The sequence below is a fragment of the Oribacterium sinus genome, from assembly GCF_014202695.1.
In the GTDB taxonomy this organism is placed as follows: Bacteria; Bacillota; Clostridia; order Lachnospirales; family Lachnospiraceae; genus Oribacterium; species Oribacterium sinus.
This window is the reverse complement of the sequence record NZ_JACHHH010000004.1, coordinates 72,884-89,464: the sequence shown is the minus strand read 5'-3', so window position 1 is coordinate 89,464 and position 16,581 is coordinate 72,884. Positions and strand designations below refer to the sequence as shown.

General features: G+C 34.0%; 18 protein-coding genes and 3 tRNA genes. 1 reads left to right on the top strand and 20 read right to left on the bottom strand.

The genetic code is table 11. The features are described 5' to 3' along the window. Nucleotides 1–54 precede the first annotated feature (54 nt). The 13 genes from HNQ46_RS04915 to HNQ46_RS04855 form a co-directional block, all read right to left on the bottom strand. On the bottom strand, nucleotides 55–2,454 hold the full coding sequence (locus HNQ46_RS04915; protein ID WP_183683526.1) for a VirB4-like conjugal transfer ATPase, CD1110 family: 2,400 nt from the start codon (nucleotides 2,452–2,454) through the stop codon (nucleotides 55–57). 1 nt (nucleotide 2,455) lies between these two features. Next, a complete protein-coding gene (locus HNQ46_RS04910; RefSeq protein WP_183683525.1) occupies nucleotides 2,456–4,318 on the bottom strand; it encodes a hypothetical protein in 1,863 nt (620 codons plus the stop codon). A 2-nt stretch (nucleotides 4,319–4,320) separates the two neighbouring features. Next, the gene (locus tag HNQ46_RS04905; RefSeq protein WP_183683524.1) at nucleotides 4,321–4,779 is read right to left on the bottom strand and encodes a PrgI family protein; all 459 of its coding nucleotides are present in this window, start codon (nucleotides 4,777–4,779) and stop codon (nucleotides 4,321–4,323) included. Then, nucleotides 4,766–5,050 (bottom strand): hypothetical protein, encoded by a 285-nt coding sequence (locus tag HNQ46_RS04900; RefSeq protein ID WP_183683523.1) that lies wholly within the window; start codon nucleotides 5,048–5,050, stop codon nucleotides 4,766–4,768. Before HNQ46_RS04900 ends, HNQ46_RS04905 begins: the two co-directional genes overlap by 14 nt. Before the next feature lie 5 nt (nucleotides 5,051–5,055). Continuing rightward, on the bottom strand, nucleotides 5,056–6,261 hold the full coding sequence (locus HNQ46_RS04895) for a hypothetical protein (protein WP_183683522.1): 1,206 nt from the start codon (nucleotides 6,259–6,261) through the stop codon (nucleotides 5,056–5,058). An 86-nt stretch (nucleotides 6,262–6,347) separates the two neighbouring features. Continuing rightward, on the bottom strand, nucleotides 6,348–6,680 hold the full coding sequence (locus tag HNQ46_RS04890; protein WP_183683521.1) for a hypothetical protein: 333 nt from the start codon (nucleotides 6,678–6,680) through the stop codon (nucleotides 6,348–6,350). A 17-nt stretch (nucleotides 6,681–6,697) separates the two neighbouring features. Further along, a complete protein-coding gene (locus HNQ46_RS04885) occupies nucleotides 6,698–7,063 on the bottom strand; it encodes a hypothetical protein (protein WP_183683520.1) in 366 nt (121 codons plus the stop codon). A gap of 16 nt (nucleotides 7,064–7,079) precedes the next feature. Beyond that, a complete protein-coding gene (locus HNQ46_RS04880) occupies nucleotides 7,080–7,496 on the bottom strand; it encodes a hypothetical protein (protein WP_183683518.1) in 417 nt (138 codons plus the stop codon). After that, entirely contained in the window at nucleotides 7,490–9,148 is a 1,659-nt protein-coding gene (locus tag HNQ46_RS04875) for a VirD4-like conjugal transfer protein, CD1115 family (protein ID WP_183683516.1), read from the bottom strand. Before HNQ46_RS04875 ends, HNQ46_RS04880 begins: the two co-directional genes overlap by 7 nt. Nucleotides 9,149–9,252: 104 nt before the next feature. After that, a complete protein-coding gene (locus HNQ46_RS04870; protein ID WP_183683514.1) occupies nucleotides 9,253–9,588 on the bottom strand; it encodes a hypothetical protein in 336 nt (111 codons plus the stop codon). Nucleotides 9,589–9,661: 73 nt separating this feature from the next. After that, nucleotides 9,662–9,853: a hypothetical protein gene (locus HNQ46_RS04865; protein WP_183683513.1), complete on the bottom strand. Its 192-nt coding sequence runs from the start codon at nucleotides 9,851–9,853 to the stop codon at nucleotides 9,662–9,664. Nucleotides 9,854–9,928: 75 nt separating this feature from the next. Next, nucleotides 9,929–10,546 (bottom strand): JAB domain-containing protein, encoded by a 618-nt coding sequence (locus HNQ46_RS04860; RefSeq protein ID WP_183683511.1) that lies wholly within the window; start codon nucleotides 10,544–10,546, stop codon nucleotides 9,929–9,931. Then, the gene (locus tag HNQ46_RS04855; protein ID WP_183683509.1) at nucleotides 10,536–11,048 is read right to left on the bottom strand and encodes a hypothetical protein; all 513 of its coding nucleotides are present in this window, start codon (nucleotides 11,046–11,048) and stop codon (nucleotides 10,536–10,538) included. Before HNQ46_RS04855 ends, HNQ46_RS04860 begins: the two co-directional genes overlap by 11 nt. Before the next feature lie 328 nt (nucleotides 11,049–11,376). On the opposite strand from HNQ46_RS04855, the gene HNQ46_RS04850 reads away from it, so the two are divergent. After that, nucleotides 11,377–12,345 carry a tyrosine-type recombinase/integrase gene (locus HNQ46_RS04850; RefSeq protein ID WP_183683508.1) on the top strand — a complete coding sequence of 323 codons (969 nt, stop codon included), beginning with the start codon at nucleotides 11,377–11,379 and terminating at the stop codon, nucleotides 12,343–12,345. Nucleotides 12,346–12,434: 89 nt separating this feature from the next. On the opposite strand, the gene HNQ46_RS04845 is transcribed toward HNQ46_RS04850, so the two are convergent. The 7 genes from HNQ46_RS04845 to HNQ46_RS04815 all read right to left on the bottom strand — a co-directional run bounded on the left by HNQ46_RS04845 (nucleotide 12,435) and on the right by HNQ46_RS04815 (nucleotide 16,455). Then, nucleotides 12,435–12,506: transfer RNA gene (locus tag HNQ46_RS04845), tRNA-Gly, on the bottom strand. A gap of 12 nt (nucleotides 12,507–12,518) precedes the next feature. Next, nucleotides 12,519–12,591, bottom strand: a tRNA-Phe gene (locus HNQ46_RS04840). Between the two features lie 6 nt (nucleotides 12,592–12,597). Beyond that, a tRNA-Gly gene (locus tag HNQ46_RS04835) sits at nucleotides 12,598–12,668 on the bottom strand. An 86-nt stretch (nucleotides 12,669–12,754) separates the two neighbouring features. Then, a complete protein-coding gene (locus HNQ46_RS04830; protein WP_183683506.1) occupies nucleotides 12,755–14,032 on the bottom strand; it encodes an ATP-binding protein in 1,278 nt (425 codons plus the stop codon). Nucleotides 14,033–14,297: 265 nt separating this feature from the next. Further along, the gene (locus tag HNQ46_RS04825) at nucleotides 14,298–14,984 is read right to left on the bottom strand and encodes a helix-turn-helix domain-containing protein (RefSeq protein ID WP_183683504.1); all 687 of its coding nucleotides are present in this window, start codon (nucleotides 14,982–14,984) and stop codon (nucleotides 14,298–14,300) included. A gap of 92 nt (nucleotides 14,985–15,076) precedes the next feature. Beyond that, nucleotides 15,077–15,250: a hypothetical protein gene (locus HNQ46_RS04820; RefSeq protein ID WP_183683502.1), complete on the bottom strand. Its 174-nt coding sequence runs from the start codon at nucleotides 15,248–15,250 to the stop codon at nucleotides 15,077–15,079. A gap of 2 nt (nucleotides 15,251–15,252) precedes the next feature. Next, complete coding sequence (locus HNQ46_RS04815) at nucleotides 15,253–16,455, bottom strand: hypothetical protein (RefSeq protein WP_183683500.1); 1,203 nt, start codon at nucleotides 16,453–16,455, stop codon at nucleotides 15,253–15,255. Nucleotides 16,456–16,581 lie beyond the last annotated feature (126 nt).

Sequence of the window (16,581 nt, the reverse complement as noted above, 5' to 3'; positions counted from 1 at the left end):
TCAAAAAAAGAAATTGCAATAAAAGAGAGGCATTGTATTTGCCTCTCTAAGATTTTAAATTTCATCTCTAATAATTTTTGTTGATATTAATTTATATATTGGCGATTCTTTAGAGATTATATTCTTAAAAGGTATAACTGAAGTAACCGGATATTCTTGCGAAGCAGCAATAGATAAAAGTCCATGCCCAGGCTGACTGTTGTGGCAATAATCAAGTTCTGTCTTTGAAAGGTTCAGTAGTTCTCCAAACCTTATCGCATCCTGAGGGTGCTGCTTTAATAGCTGGACAAACGCAGTGTTCTTAATCATATCTCTTCCGGATTCAGAATTTAGAAGATTGGTTACGTTCTGCGTTATACCACAAGTATAAAGCAAAATATGCCTACCAACTTTCCATATTTTTGAGAAGTATTGTGACACCAACTCTGATTTAAAGAATAGATGCACTTCATCAATGTCCAAAATAGTTATTTTTTTCTGCTTTGCATTAGCACAAGCTCTTTGATATATGTACTCCAGAATAACTAGCATGGCTAGTTCTTTCAGATTGTCTCCTAAGCCTACCAAATCAAATACAACAAAGCGATTTTTTAAATCAATATTTGTTTTTTCTGAAAATAAAATATCCGTTCCTCTTTGTGTGTATCTTTCAACTGTTTTTTGCAATTCGTAGGTTTGTCCCATATCTAAGGTTGTTGGCGGTACTTCCATAAGAGCATTATAAAAATCCTCCATAGTAGGAATGTCTTCTTCTTTTTGGCTATATTTCCACTCATCAAATATCTTCTTCCCCGCTTGAGTAATTTCTGTTTGCTGCAAAGAAGATAAAATTGTGTGAGAGCCAAACATAACGGATACCATGGAAGTAATAAAGTCTATTTTATTCGCAATTGGATCAACGTTATCGCTGATGGAGTACAAGTTATTAATATCAAAGGGATTAATCCTATCTTTACCAGATCCCGTAATATGAATAACTTGACCGCCTAATGCTTTGCATAATGTTCCATATTCCCCCATCGGATCTATACAAATAATGTCTGCTCCAGGATCTAGAAGAAAATTTGAAAGCTGCTGGAATTTCGTAAACATAGACTTTCCGGAACCGGTAAATCCTAGTCTTAACATATTGTAAGAATCTCCGGAAGATCGACTATATGAAATCAAGGATTTTGTGGCTTTGTTAATGCCAAAATATTGTGGACGATAAATTCCGGAAAGCTTTTGTCTAAGATCTTGAGCAGAAAAAGGGATAAATCCTGCAATAGCCTCAGTTGTTAGTGTTCTTTTTCTTCCGCTTTGGTCTTGTCCAAAAGGAAGACAAGAGTTGAAAACTTGCTCTACATTCGTAGATGCTCTTTGGCAACCAACCCCCTTTGAACGACACCTATCTCTAATCGTATCAATGTGTTTTTTCACTTCAGTTAATGTATTTGCAAAAACTGTAATATGGAATTGTACTTCCCATAAGTCTTGATCTCTAGATGAAAGATCGTCAAGCATTTCTTCTGTATTATCCAAATCTCTTTTTGTGGTATATGGAATAAAAAAGGTTTTTGATTGCATAGCTGCAGCATCACCCTCAATATTGAGAAGCTTGTTTTTCACCATTTTGTAAGATGTAGCTTTATCTATCTTCTTAAGATTAAAACTCACTATACAGTCAAATTTTCTCTCAGAAAGCTCAGTAAGAAATTTGTCTGGGATAGCTGAAGGATAAGAAAGGACAGAAAGGCAGGCTCCAAATTTATCTCCAATTTTAAAATAATTAGAAAAAAATTCCATAGATGAAGGAGCAACATACGTTTTAATATCTAGGCCTTGGCCATATAAATTATTTAAATTAAAAGCAGAGATAGCTTCTCCATTTACCGATATTTCCTCTATATCCTGGTCTGAATCCGGATTATAAAGACTTCTTAGTAAAGTTAATCTTTCCGTTCTGTCCAATGAATTTAGATAAACGTGCATCTTTTCAAGTGGAGAAAAAATATTTTCTTCAACCGAATTATATTCATTTATAGCATCTTCTAATGAATCCTTTTCTTCCGTAATCGTAATATACTTTTCTCTAAGTACATTTTTTTCCTTGTGGACATTATCCCGGATTATTTCATTATACTCCTCTCGGAAATCATCATATCCGTCTCCAGCTTCTTGTAATAGCACATCTTTAATCATAGAATCACTTTCTAGAATTCTATTGATAATCGTGATTTGAACTCTATTATCAATATCAAAAGAGGATAAAGCTTCTCTCCAATTCATATAGATATCTACTTTATCCTCTAATTTTGCTAGATTGAAATTTATATCCTGCATTTTATAGGTCTTAGAATAAAGACCTTTTCGTACTTCAATAATTCCATCCTCAGATATACTACGCATTGGAATACTATCTGTAATGCTAAAATGTGGAATGTGTAAAAGCTCTTTCTTTAATGACTTGTTCAACTCAATCTCCTTTCCCGGTATTATAGTATGTCTTTATAAAATCTTGAAAGCGATAAATCCCGGTATTTTCAGACGGATCGTTAATACTCATCTTCTGCTTTTTGTTAAAGGAAAAAACACGGTTTAAAGCCACTCTATCTTGACTGTCTAAATATCCAATTTGGAAAAAAGGTGCAGCCTTTATATGATGAGAAAAATTCGTTGAATCCAGCATTTTTTTGTTTCCATTGGTATCTCTACTTCTTAAAGAACAGATCGATAATAAAAAATCTTTCTTAAAGAAAATATCCGGAAGATTGGTTCCGACAAGCTCTTCTCCGTCTAATATATAAACGGCATCTGCTTTAGAATCTGCGATAGCAGAAAACATTCTTGCAACTTTCTCATAACTTGATTGAGATTTTGCTCCAATAATGCGTACCACCGCATCTACGTTAGAATTTCCTATAACCTCACTTTGAAGAGAAAGAAATTCAATTCTTTTGTATAAGGTAATAGATTCGTCTTTAAGTCTTTCTTTAAAAGCAGAAAATGAAATATTATCTAATCCATCAATTATTCTGTTAAAAATCTCTTTATGCTCTCGCTTTATTTGACCTTGAAAACCAAAAATCTTTCTTGTAACATACCGAAGAATTTCTCTATCTACTTCCTGCACTCCGGAAAATAAAGTTCCAGGATATTGAATAGAAGAAAATTCTCCCAACTCAGAAATCTCTTGTGTTGTATAAATTTCTACTCTCTTTCCATTTTGCAAGAAGTATTTACATTCTTCTTTAATAGTTCTTAGCAGTGTGCTGCGATTGGAGGATAATAAAAATCCATTTAGCTTGGTAGACATCCTGTCAAAGTAAATCTTTCTTCCATATTCATCTTTTCCATAATAAACGCCTTTTTCGTAGTGCTGAATATAAGAAAATGGAAAAAAAGAAAGAATTCTTTCCTTGCTAATTGCTTTAAAAGAAGATATATAATTTTTCCCCAAAGGGCTTGAAGAACAAAAAGCTTTAGTTTGCTGCGTATTTAAACTATTAATCTTAACTGCAAAAGATGCTGCCATTTCCTTTAATGCCATAAATTGTTTTTTTACATCCTCTTCGCATTCTCCGACTATACTAATATATATCTGCAGATTATATAAAGATTTTGTTTCCAGCTCTTTTTGTAATATAGTGACTTTCTCTTCAGGGAGAGATAAAGAACCTTTTTTTAGCTCAGCAATACAAACTTCTTCATCTACTGCATTGCAAAATATAGATATTGTTGTCCCTAGTTTTAAGATTTCTGTCAAAAAGGCATGAGAAAGGATTTCCGGAAAGCTATCTATCATAACTGTTTTCACGTATTTATTGTTAAGAGATAAAGATTTAAAAAGATTATCCTTCTCTTTTTCAACAATGTCCGATGGCATAGGAGATAAGTCTCTTAAATAGAATTTTTTTCCAATCTGAAAGGAATCTGTCCTATCCATCATTCTAAAATGAGATTGTATAAGCGAAAACCATTCAGTTAAAGGAACCACGTTTAATCCTTGATCCTCACATTCCAAAAATATCTGTTCCGCATCTTCAACATACCTCATATCAAGATTACATAAAATGTAAGTAGATTTTTCATGTGAATAAATCTGAATGAATGGCTTGGTTTTATACTTTTTCCCTTTAACCTTTTCTAGAAAAAGCAAGAAATATTCTAATAACTTATCCTCATATTTCTTCTGACATAGTTCATCTATCTCTTTAATTTTAAATAACTTACTAAACCCGGAATCTGTTTGTAATATATTCAGTTCTTGATAAAATCCCTTTACTGGAACATAGCCTTTAAGCGGTTTAATTTTATGTTTTCTCTTAAAAGGAAACATCATTACCTCCCTCTTGCTTTGGTAAATTTCAATTTCTTTCTGCGAAATCTCCATTTCTCCTTGAATTTCTTTTGCTTAGAAAAATGAATAGCCTCCAACTTTTCATATTCATTTCTCATAGTAGGATAACGGCTAGGGCTACTTAACCTGAGATTCACGTTAAGAAATAAAAACAATTCTGACATAGTAAATCCATTAACCTTATAAAATCCTATGCCAATTGGAATAAGGGACAATATTGCAGATATGATTAAACTATATTCCTTTAAGTAAGAAATACCTGAAAAAAGCTTTAAAGTAAAATAAAAAACAACTATGGCAGTTACTATAAAAAAACATTCTCTAATGGAGAAATTCCCTACCAATTTGTCCTTGACGTTGTTAATTTCTTTAGGAATAGAAGTCCTCTGACCATCATATTTAATGTTTTGAACTCCATATTCAAAACTATTGCTTGCCATCTAATTTGTCCTCCACATTAGAATCATTTTCAGCTAAATTCGATTTACCCAAGTTTTGAAAAAAGCATTGAATCTCAGTTAGGACTTCCCCGGTATAAAGGCCTTCGTCTAATAAATGCGAATATATTTCTGCAATATCTTTTGTAGCCTCATCACGAATTCTCTGCAATTCACGCACGTTTTTTCTCAAGTTGTTTAAGTCTTCAAGTTGATCCCTTGTTAAGTTTATATCTTGCTTAAGTTCCTCAAAATCTTTCATATCAAAATCCATAATGCCTAGTCCCCTCCAAATATTTTTCTTGTTATTTGCGCTGTTCCTCCTACGGTAGTTAGTTGAGCAAGTTTAATTGCCACCATTGTCCAGGCTACTTTTGATATATCTACTGCACCTTTTGTTGTATCAATAGAGCCAAAATATTGCTGAAAAACAACTCCACAAGCTATGGAAGAAACCGCTAAAACTGCCATTATTGCAGCCGCCTGAAAACATATCCCTAAATAACCTCTTATAAAACGAAGGGCTTGAGAATTTGCGCCTTTGTAGATATCAAAAAAAGCAAAAGGAGCAAACAAAGTTAGGCATGCAAGCTCTAACAGTCTCCGGAAAGCCACAAAAAACATTCCAACATTTGTAATTTGAGCTACTATATATGGTCCAGCTAGCATAATTATTGCAGATAAAAATGGTATAATATTTTTAACATTACTTAAAAGACCTTTTCCCCTATTAAATCCCATTTCTTGTGTCAACTGGTCTTTTAATTGATCAACTATAGTAATTTGCCCGGAAGATAGACTTAAAGAAATGCTTTCACATAACACTTTGGATAAAAGTAAAAATCCCGAAAGTAGTTTTTGAATATTAAATATAAAAAATACGGCCAGAATTAACTTTAAATACGGCCGAATTATTTTTTCTACAGAAACGTCTCCAAAATTTCCAATATACTCTTCTGATTGTTCATAAAAAAACAGGGTAAACATAAGTATTAGAGAAAACCCTTGTATGTATTTATAAAAATCAAGATTGGTAAGGCCTTCAAAATCAGCTGCACCATCCATAGTTGTATCACCACCATCCCCTGTCATGGCATAATTCAAGTAGCCGTATGAGTTTTTTAAAAGAGTAGCCGGAGCCATAAATGCATCTTCTTCCTCGGTAGAAAGAATAGTCCCCAGCATAGTATTCTGAATAAATTTTTCTGCGCCTGTAAGTTCATCTTTAGTCTCTGTAGAATCATTCTCTACCGGTTTAATGATACTTCCCTCTGTCTCATCTCTAGTGACAAAAAAATTAGCATCATCTTCTGCAGCATAAGTCATAGCACGAACTCCAAATAAAATTAACGCACTTACTATAACTGCTAAAATCAATGATGATTTAAAAGTTCTATGTTTATGAAGACTAAGCTGCTTAGTGCTATACAGCCCTTTTATTTCGTCTTTATATGACAAACAAAGATTTTCTAAAATTCTTAGCATAAACCTCCTTTTTTGAAAATAAAAATAGATTCTGCTTCTAGGCAGAATCTATTTTTATCATTTAACAGGAAAAAGTCTTAATCCATTTATTCTAGAACGGAATCTCTAATTTCAATGGGTATTTCATCTTCTTTAAGCTCCAATACTTCACTTGATTTTACATTATCTTCTTTAAGCGGAAAAGTTAAAATTGAAATAAAGCCAGCAAGAAGAAAAGTAATAGCAGCTACTAAAATTTTGAATGAAATTTTTAATAGCTTTATAATAATGGGAAAAAACAAAAAGCTCAGAAACAATAGTCCCATTGATGGTTGTGGAAATTCTATTCCAAATAAAGCCTTAGATACATCAGAAAGAAAAAAATATGGAATTAATACAACAATTAAGTATATTACAAAATATATGGCTAAGGTAATCATAAATACCTCCTGATGTTTTATTCCTTGATTATAATTTTGATGATTCTATCCCTAAATACGGTCACACCAATAGCTATAGCTAGAAGAACCAAAGCAGATGTAACCAATCCTCTAAAGGCTTTATTCGCGCCGGGATCGTCGTTTGTTTGAGAATCGCTATAGCTTTTGCCTGCCATCAATCCGGTTATAAGGGCGGATATGAAAAATCCGACCTGTATAAAATTAAATATGTCAGTGACAGTTCCTTTGATAATTTCATTATTATCTTCCGCATAGACTATTGTACATAGATTAAATCCAATTATGGAAAATATCAATACAAATCTCTCAATTTTACTAACAATGTCTCTTTTAATCTTCTTTACTACATTAACTGTTTTCATTTGTTTTTCCTCTCTTTTAAAATGCATCTATCCGGCAATCCCTGCTATAGGGAAAGTCCTTCGTCATTCTTTCTTTTTTATACTCCGCTATTTCAACTTTAGACATAAAGTGATTTGATCCGTATTCTATACCTTTTGTAGCTTTGTCTCCTTTTGGTCTTTCTACCTTTAAGCTGGATAGGACTTGATAGATAAAAAAACAAGAATAAACAATCAAATAAGATGTTTTTTCTAAAGCAAAAATATTGAAAAATATTTTTGGTATAAATGGAACAATGCCAAAGTAATTAACTACAGAAGATAATTGTAAGATATCAAAGCTACCTATACTTCTTTCCCATAATGAAAGATGCGATGCAAACCACTGCGACATTAACAAAAGAATAATCAAATATGAAATAGTCCATATGCTAATTTTTTTCTTCTTTACCATACTGGTTCTAATTCCTCCTCCTTATAAATTTCTTCCTGCAGCACAATTCCTCCAACCCCTTTAAGATTTGGAGTCTTTTCTAGCGGAACCACTGAATTTCTTAGCTGCGCAGCATTTTTACTATCCATTCTTTCCATCTCATCAATCTTTTCAAATTCTTCTTTAAAGGCTATTTCTTCAGCCCGGGCTTTATCTTGTATTTTCCTAATTCCTTCAGAATATGAGCGCCCCAGGCGATATGTATCTTTTGTGTGTCTTTCAAAAGAAGGGTGAGAGTCTTTAATTTCTTTTGCTATATCGTAATTCATGCAAGACTCAAGTTGCTGTCGCTTTTTTGTCAGAATCGGAAATTGTCCACCTAGTAAAATAATGCATTCATCACTTTTCATTCTTTTTACTTCCGAAGGTGTCATTAATTCTCTTTTTTGTGCTTGTACGGAAGTATTAATTTGTGGTGTGTTATCGCCTTTATGGTACGATATAGAATATGATTCTGTTCTGATTGTTTTATAATCTAAGTTTTTAGATATAAAGTTCGCAGCACTATCATCCTTGCTAGTATTTCCTGAAGAACCTAAAAAAAGGGTAATAGAACAGTTTGACATTATTGTTCCTGCTGTTTTTTCGTACAGCGCTTCAATTTGTGACGGAGCCTGGACAATGATGGAACAAAATATTCCTACACTTCGTAGTAAAGTGATTTTTACATCAAACTCTGGTATCTTTCCCGTGTTAGCAAATTCATCAAGAATCATCCAAACCTTATGTGGTAAAGTCTGCCCGAAATCTTTGTATTCCTTATTGGCCTTGCTTGTTAATACAGTAAACAGCTGAGAATACATTAAAGATACGAGAAAATTAAACACCTTCGTATCAGGAGGAGTTATTACAAAGAGCGCAGACGGACGATCACCAATTTTGTCAAGCTCCATACTATCTGTATTTGTCATGATTCGTATAGATCTTTGCGCAAATACGCCCAGACATTTTGATGCAGTAGATAATATAGATCCAAGTTCTTCTCCCCGAGCTGTTATTTTATGGTAGTACATAAGAGCCGGATGATCAGATCCTTTTTCTTCTTCTAAATCTTCCATTATTGCATCATATATAGATGACTTATCATCTGTAGGCGACCAGGTTTCAAGAAGCGATACAACAGAAGAAAGGTTAGCTTCGCTATAATCTATCTCATAGTACACATAGGAACAAATAGAAGTTAATACGTACGTAGCTGTAGTAGACCAATGATCTCCTTGATCTTTGCCATTTGTCATATTTTCTACAATTGCTCCAACAAGAACCGATATATCTTGTTGAGTTCTGATATAAGCAAAGGGATTATAACAATCGCTTTTATTCATTTCAAAAAGATTAAATACTCGAACTTCATACCCATGTTCTTTTAGAAATGTTCCACAATCATTTAGCAGCTCTCCTTTCGGATCTGTAATTACCATAGATATTGCTTTTCCTGTTACCGGATCTGTCGGTAATGAGTATATATTGGGCTTTACATAATATCTGGATTTTCCTGTTCCGGTTCCACCGATAACTAATGTATGTAGCCACCCCAATCCATTTGCAGGAATATTTTTTTTGTTATACGGATTAGTATTATATGTTATAGATAAATTTTCACCCAGTAACATATTTGTGGATCTTCCATGAGGACAGTTCATATTCTCTTTTACATTCTCCTATTTTATCATATATCTAATATATTACATTGCGCTTTAATATTGTATATATAATATTAAACTTCTTCTGAATTTACTTCACCCTGGCTTTCAATTTCATTAGGCTGCTCTTTTGAAGAATCACAATTTAAAATTTTAAAATCTTCCTCCTCAAGCTCAAATGAGAATTTTTTACACAGTCTTTTAACATCTTTTTTCAATGATTTGATAAAGCTATTAATAACAAATGTTCTCATAGTTTCTTCTAATGCCAGGCTCTTTATCTTTTTATCTACCTCAATATTTATAACGGGGTTACACAATCCTTTTTGTAAGCTGTCAATATACCTGATATTCATATTTACTTTCTCAAGAGCGTTTTTTTGTTCTTCATTTTCTTTAAGCTTAGCCATTATTTCCTCCTTATAATATAAAAATAGACTCAGTCCAGTACCGAGTCTATTCGTCCAATTCAATTAGATGAAACTATTTATATATCTTACTTATTTCTTCTTGTGTGAATTCCTGATCAAAAGTTTGCTTCTCATCAGAAAAAGAAATGTTTAAATATATATCTTCATCCACCGGCTTGCTATTAAAGTAGTCTACTAACTCTTTTTTTGTCATAAGGGTTTCACCATTTTCATTCTTTGGATAATCTTGTAAATCCTTTCCCATATTAAGCTCCTTTCTTTTAAATATGTTCAATATGTTATATATATAATATAACATATTTTCTATATTGTAAATATATTATATATGTTCTTTTTTCCCAGAAGCTTGATGTGGCTCTTTGCTTTTATACTTAGAAAGTACCTCTGAAAGATTCTTAGATGCTTTAACAATATTGTTTTGAGAAGGCTCTCTAAAATAGTTAGCAAAACTACTAGATTGTTTGAAAGCTTCTTTAGCAATATTAAATTCGTCATGTTGTGTGAATGAATGAAAATCAAGTTTTCCATTATTATAACCAACTATAATATGATCAATCAAGTGAGTACTCATTAATTCACCGGCAAAGAATAAATTTCCAGTCATTATAAAGTCTTGCTTTGATGGTTTTAAAGTACCTGATGGATGGTTGTGCATAAGGATAAAACCAGCAGCATTAGATAAAATAGCCGCTTTAAGTACTTCTCTTGGAGATACAATGGATGTATCTATACTTCCAATCGAAACAATATGAGCGTTAATAGGTTTAAGGGCTGTAGAGCAATTAATTATAGCAACAGCTTCTCGATCAAATGATGCAATTTCTTGCCCGATAAGATCCACGGCTTTTTCAGGAGAAGTAAGTGCAGTATCAGAGTATAGCTTTTTATCTGTTATAAGCCGAATACTTACCATATCTAAAGAGAATTTATCGTTCATATTTCCTACCTCTTTTATCATTATTTCTTGCTTTTCTTAAAGCCCTATCTTTTTCTTTCGCAGCAAGTTTTGCCTCAGCTTTAGTTAAAACATCATCGAGCTTTTTATCGGCAACATATTTATGGTCTCTTAATTTTTCTTTTTGACCAGTATTGTCATTCGATATAGACATTGATTCTTTGATGTATGGCACCAATTTATTAACATCACAATCTCTTACAAGGTACTGGTATTTTCCTGGATCCTCAACCGATTCACATTTGTAAGCGAGCACACGTTCAGTATTTAAAGAATTTTCAAACAATTCTTGTGACTTGCGATTTATCGGAATCGAATATATCCTCCCACCCTGCTCAGCATAGGATTTAAGTCTATTTAAAACACTTTTATCTTGCTCTTTTTTTGACTCTAGGATAAGTCGTTCGAGTATAGCAGTAAGAATCCGATTTAATGATTCTAGAGTTGATTCTGTAGCATTTAGTGTACTATTCAGCTCTTCCATAGTCTGTATCCTTTCACAATAATAATATAAATGTATACAAACTTATCTATTGTAGAATTTTACCATAATGCAAAGAACATAAGCGAACAAAATAGTGAACTCGCCGAAGTCTTATTAAAAGCCATTGTAGAGTACTTTTTAATTTGTTTTTAAGAGATATTTTTGTGAACAATTTGTGAACATGATTAAATATATATTAAAGTAGCAATATTCATCTATCTATCATATACTTAGTATAAAATCTAAAATAAAATATATATAATATATTTACAATGTAAGTAATATTATATATAATATATATAATGAATTATCTATAGGGAGAGAATAAATGATTCATACATTTAAATATTGTTATGCTGAGTGGATAGAATCTCTCAAAAAAACTAATCTAAAAGACGTTACTATCCTCCGGCACAAACAACGATATGAAAAATATATTGCACACTCAAAATGGATAGAATATGAGTTAAAAGATATTAGTCTCTCCATTATTGAAGAATGGGCTAATTCATTAATAAAAGACTTTCCAAAGCTTACAACCCAAGAATGGAGCAATATACGCAGCATTCTAAGAGGAGTTTTTCACTTAGCTCTCGTTCATGAATATGTTTCAGAAAATATCATAGATAAAATAAAATTAACTAGCAGAACTCTTGCTAAAAAAAGAAATAATGCAAGAAAAAAAGTCTTTCTTTTACATGAAGAATTTATTATATTAGAGGAGTGCAAGAAAGATTTTAAAGATTCTGGGAGCTTTGTCCCACTTGCTATTCAATTCAATTTATTTATGGGATTACGTGTTGGAGAACTACTTGCTATTAAATGGAGTGATATTTGCGATAATAAAATTCATATCCAACGGCAATACGAAAAGAGTATTGATGCTCATGGTAATCATTGCTATAAAGTGGTTGAATATACTAAAACTGCACGTAGTGGACAGGAAGATTCAAGCGATAGAATTATTCCTATTCCGGAAAAAGCGCAGGAAGTATTAGATGTAATTAAGGAGCTATCGGAAAAATCAGAATATATTTTTTATCAGGATGGTAAATTAATAACCACATCTATGCTAAATCACAGGCTATATAAATACCAAAAAATACGAGGTATCAGTCCTTTAAAATCATCCCATGCACTACGTAGAACCTACGCATCAAAGCTTAACTACTATGGCTTTAATGTTAAAACAATACAATCCTTACTAGGACATCGAAATGTAGAGACAACCTATAAATACATCTTTGACCTGGAAGAGAAGGATTCATTGCTATCTAAGTTGAATAGTACATTTTAAATGTACTATTCAACCCGAACTAGAAGCACAAAAAAAGGACCTCTCCAAAGCCCCTTTTTTTGTAACTTCCAACACTATTGGTGGTAGCAAGCGCGAGACGGGAATCGAACCCGCGACCTTCTCCTTGGCAAGGAGACATAGTACCACTCTACCACTCGCGCATGTGTGGCAAATGCCCAGAACCGGAATCGAACCAGTGACACGAGGATTTTCAGTCCTCTGCTCTACCGACTGAGCTATCTGGGCAAAAAAAGCGGGTGATGGGAATCGAACCCACGTGTTCAGCTTGGAAGGCTGACATTCTACCATTGAACTACACCCGCATATAACCTTTAAAATTTTCAAGGCACGAATGGTATATTACAACATGGATAGCTTCTTGTCAACAAATTTTTGAAAAAACCTAAAATCAAACTCCCAGCGCTGTTAAGGGCACCACAAATACGCCATCTTCTCTTTGATAAGCGGCATTGCTAAGGCCGCAAACCACACACAGACTTTTAGGCTCTTTGCCTTTATTTTCCGCCGAAATTTCCTCTTTAATCTTCAAGAGATTTTGGGCTGCTTCATCGATTTGATTCGCTCCCAGCTTGATTTCGATTCCACACCACTCTCCCTCAGGGGTAACAATAACCGCATCCATTTCCCGATTTCGATAATCCTGATAGTGATATAGAGATGCGCCAAAGGATTCGGCATAAATCTTCAAGTCTCTCTCACACAGAGCCTCAAATAAAAATCCCAAGGTATTTAAGTCATTTTTCAACATTTCCGGACTTGCATTGAGTAAAGCGCATGCTAAAGAAGGGTCAGCCAAATGCCGTTTTTCCGCCTGCTTTACCCGTATTGTGGAACGTAATTCTGCACCGTAAGGTTTTTGATTATCAATCAGAAAGAGCCTGTTTAAAATATCCAAATAGGTTGCAACAGTCTCTACCACAATGTCTTCATGGTCAATGTCTTTGATATCATCCTTCAGCTTTTTATTACTCACTGTGGTGGCTTCATTTCTGGCAAGAGAACGAAGGAGCAGTTCCATCTTGTGTCGGTCTCTTTTTACACCGTCTATACGCTCTATATCATCATTTAGAATTGCAGAAATATACTCCTTCGGCAGCAAAGCAGCTTGCTCCAAGGGCAAATCCTGATTATTCGGCCAACCGCCACGAATAATATAGTCAATCAAATCACTAAGCTGCACTTCTCCGGTAAGTTGGGATTCCAGACTTCCGGAGCAAATGCCCTTTAAGGAAACCTTTCCACTGGATTTTCCGCTTTCAAATAAAGACATCGGCCGCATTCTCAGGCGTGCAATTCGTCCTGCCCCACTGTGCAGGATGCCCTTCTGATTCGGTGTCGCAGAACCGGTTAGAATAAATCTTCCCTTTTCCTTTGATAAATCCACTGCAAAACGAACCGCATCCCAAAGGGAGGGAACCTCCTGCCATTCGTCCAACAAGCGAGGAGCGTCTCCCTCTAAAACAAGAGACGGATCCAGTTCCGCCAGCTTTCTATTTTGAAAATTTCCTGTAGGGTCTGCCAAGTAAAACTCACTTCGACTATGGTAGGCAGAAGTCCAGGTTTTTCCGCACCACTTCGGACCTTCGATGCATACCGCCCCAAAAGTCTTTAAATAAGTCTCTACAGAATCATCAATAATTCTCACCTGATATAAGTCTCTCCTCATGCTCTACCTCCACAATTTCTCTTGTGATTATAGTTCAATTCGAGAGATTTGTAAATTTCAACTCGATAGATTTCATATTTTCAATTCGAGAGATTTTGAATTTCCAATTCGATGAATTCTAAATTTCCAGTTCGATAAATTTTGAATTTCCAGTTCGATGAATTTCACTTTTTCAACCCAATGGATTTTGAATCCGGTTCAATTCTCAACTCGATAGATTTTAAATTTCCAGTTCAACACCGTATAACTCGATGGATTTCCTATGCTACTTCTTTTTCCTCACTGCCTCTTTCCGCACTCTCTGCCTTTGTTCTTCCTGCGTAAGTTGCTTTTCCTTTCTTGCACTTTCTCGTTGTCTTGCCTTTTCCTCTTTCCGAAGCTGAGCCTTGGTCTTTTTCTCCTCCGGATTCTCTTCCACAACTTTCTCTTCCGGATCCGCTAGCTTTGTAGCGGAAAATAAATAATCCTCTACCGAATAGTGAAGCTCTTCTTCCGACTGCTCCTTCGCCTGTGCCTCCATTTCCTCCCGGCTCTGCTTCGTCATTTTCAGCCACTTCTGAAAATCTCTTTCTACAAAGGTCAGTTGTTCCTTTGAGGATATTTCCTTGAAAATGTCAGAAAGGTTCTCCTCCATTTTCCGCAAAATCTCTTCCTTCATATCCCAAAAATAGGGATAAAAGCGGCTGTACATGGGATTAAAATTTCCAAAGAGCAGGGCATCCGGGCTGACCTGCAGGGCATCGGCAATGCGTAAGAGATTCTCCAGACTGCAACCGATTCCGCCTATTTCTATTCTGGAAATGGTATTTGTCGTACTAAAAATGAGCTCCGCCAAATCGCTTTGTCGAAGCCCTCTTAACACACGATATTTTTTGATTTGTTTTCCCAAAGTCTGAAAATCTATGCCTCTATAAATCCAAGGAATGTTCTCATTTCCCTTGCCTGTGCCCATGGTCTTTCCTCATTTTCTCGTATCAGTTAACTTTGCTTATGAGGAAAGCATAGATGGATTTTGTTGAATTAGATATTGCGAATTTAGATAGTTTATTGCTTTTTACGTAGAATTATTTTTGCTTCTTCCGAAGAAAGCCATCCTTCCTTTTCTCCGGATAGTTTTCCTTCCAATAGCATAGACATCAGTTCTTGCTTTGTTTGTATTTGATTGTACTGGTCAGAAGCATGGGTTGCGGAAGCTGAAGCCGATGTTGTATTGGACACGGTTATTCTCCTTGTTTGTCATTATTTTCGGGAGCATTTGTCGTTACATTTTTAAATTCTTTTCTATAAAAACGGTATTGACTCGCTTCCTGAAATTCATAGGAGCTGGTATCAATCACCAAGTTACTGGATGACACATCTTCCTGAGGATTTATAACTTCGTTACCATCTATTTCTCCATTCATTAACAGCACTTGTGAGCCACGGTGTAAAATGACTACTTGGATGTTTGAGGCTGAAGTGATTTGTCCTGATGTATCAGTTAATTCAGTATAATTATTATTTTGTACAATTTCGTATGTTTTCTTTTGGGAATAACTTTCTTTATTAATAATAAATACACCTCCTAAAATAAAATTCCACAGCCAAGCCCAAATAACAGCTACAGCAGATAAAACACAGATAACAAAAATAATTGCTACTATAATTGTGATTATTTTAGATTGTTTACATTCCCCCTTACCAGTTTTTTTAGCTTTTTTATCCTTGTTGCATAATCTCTTAATCCTACTTATAAGTGTTTGTAATTTCAGTACTATATGGGACAATACTATATTGTCAAGCATAATCCAAAATCCAACTGTTCCCAAAAAAGACAATAAAAAAATGAATACCAAAGGATACTTTAAAATACATAAAGTAATTCCATTGATGTCTTCTCCAGGATATATTCCTTGGGATATACTCTTTACGTATGCATCTAATCCAATAGACAAAACAACACAAGATATCAAAAATACAATAATGTAAAAAAATAGAGGTATCTCCTTTTTGATATTATAATACATAACTATCGCCAACAAGAGAAATAACAAGTTAAAAATGGCAAATCCACCCACATATATTAACTTATCATAGACTATTTCAGTAAAAAATAAACTCTTTTCAATATGATAATACTGTTCTGCAATATTTGCATAAAATATTTGAACTACTACAATACTAGCAATAATCATCCCGCTTATTAAGGGAAATAAATCTGTTAATATTTTAAGTCCTGTGATAAATCCATTTTTTTCGTTTTGTTGTAACTTGTCTGCACTATTATCAATATCTATATTATCTTTATTATGTTTTGTGTCAGGAGCATCTATTGGCCTTTCAATTCGGGGCACTAATTTGTCATTATGGTCATATATCTCCAAACTTATAGGTTCGATTTTAATTTTTGTTCTTTTCTCTTTTTGCTTTTTCTTCTTACCCATAGCAATCTCCAATCTGCTCCTGTTTTAATATGTATATCTCCTGGCATATTATCATAATTTTTTCTATTTTCCTATAAATTTTTAACCTTTTTCTCTTATAAAATTCCGCTATGGCATCTTTCTACT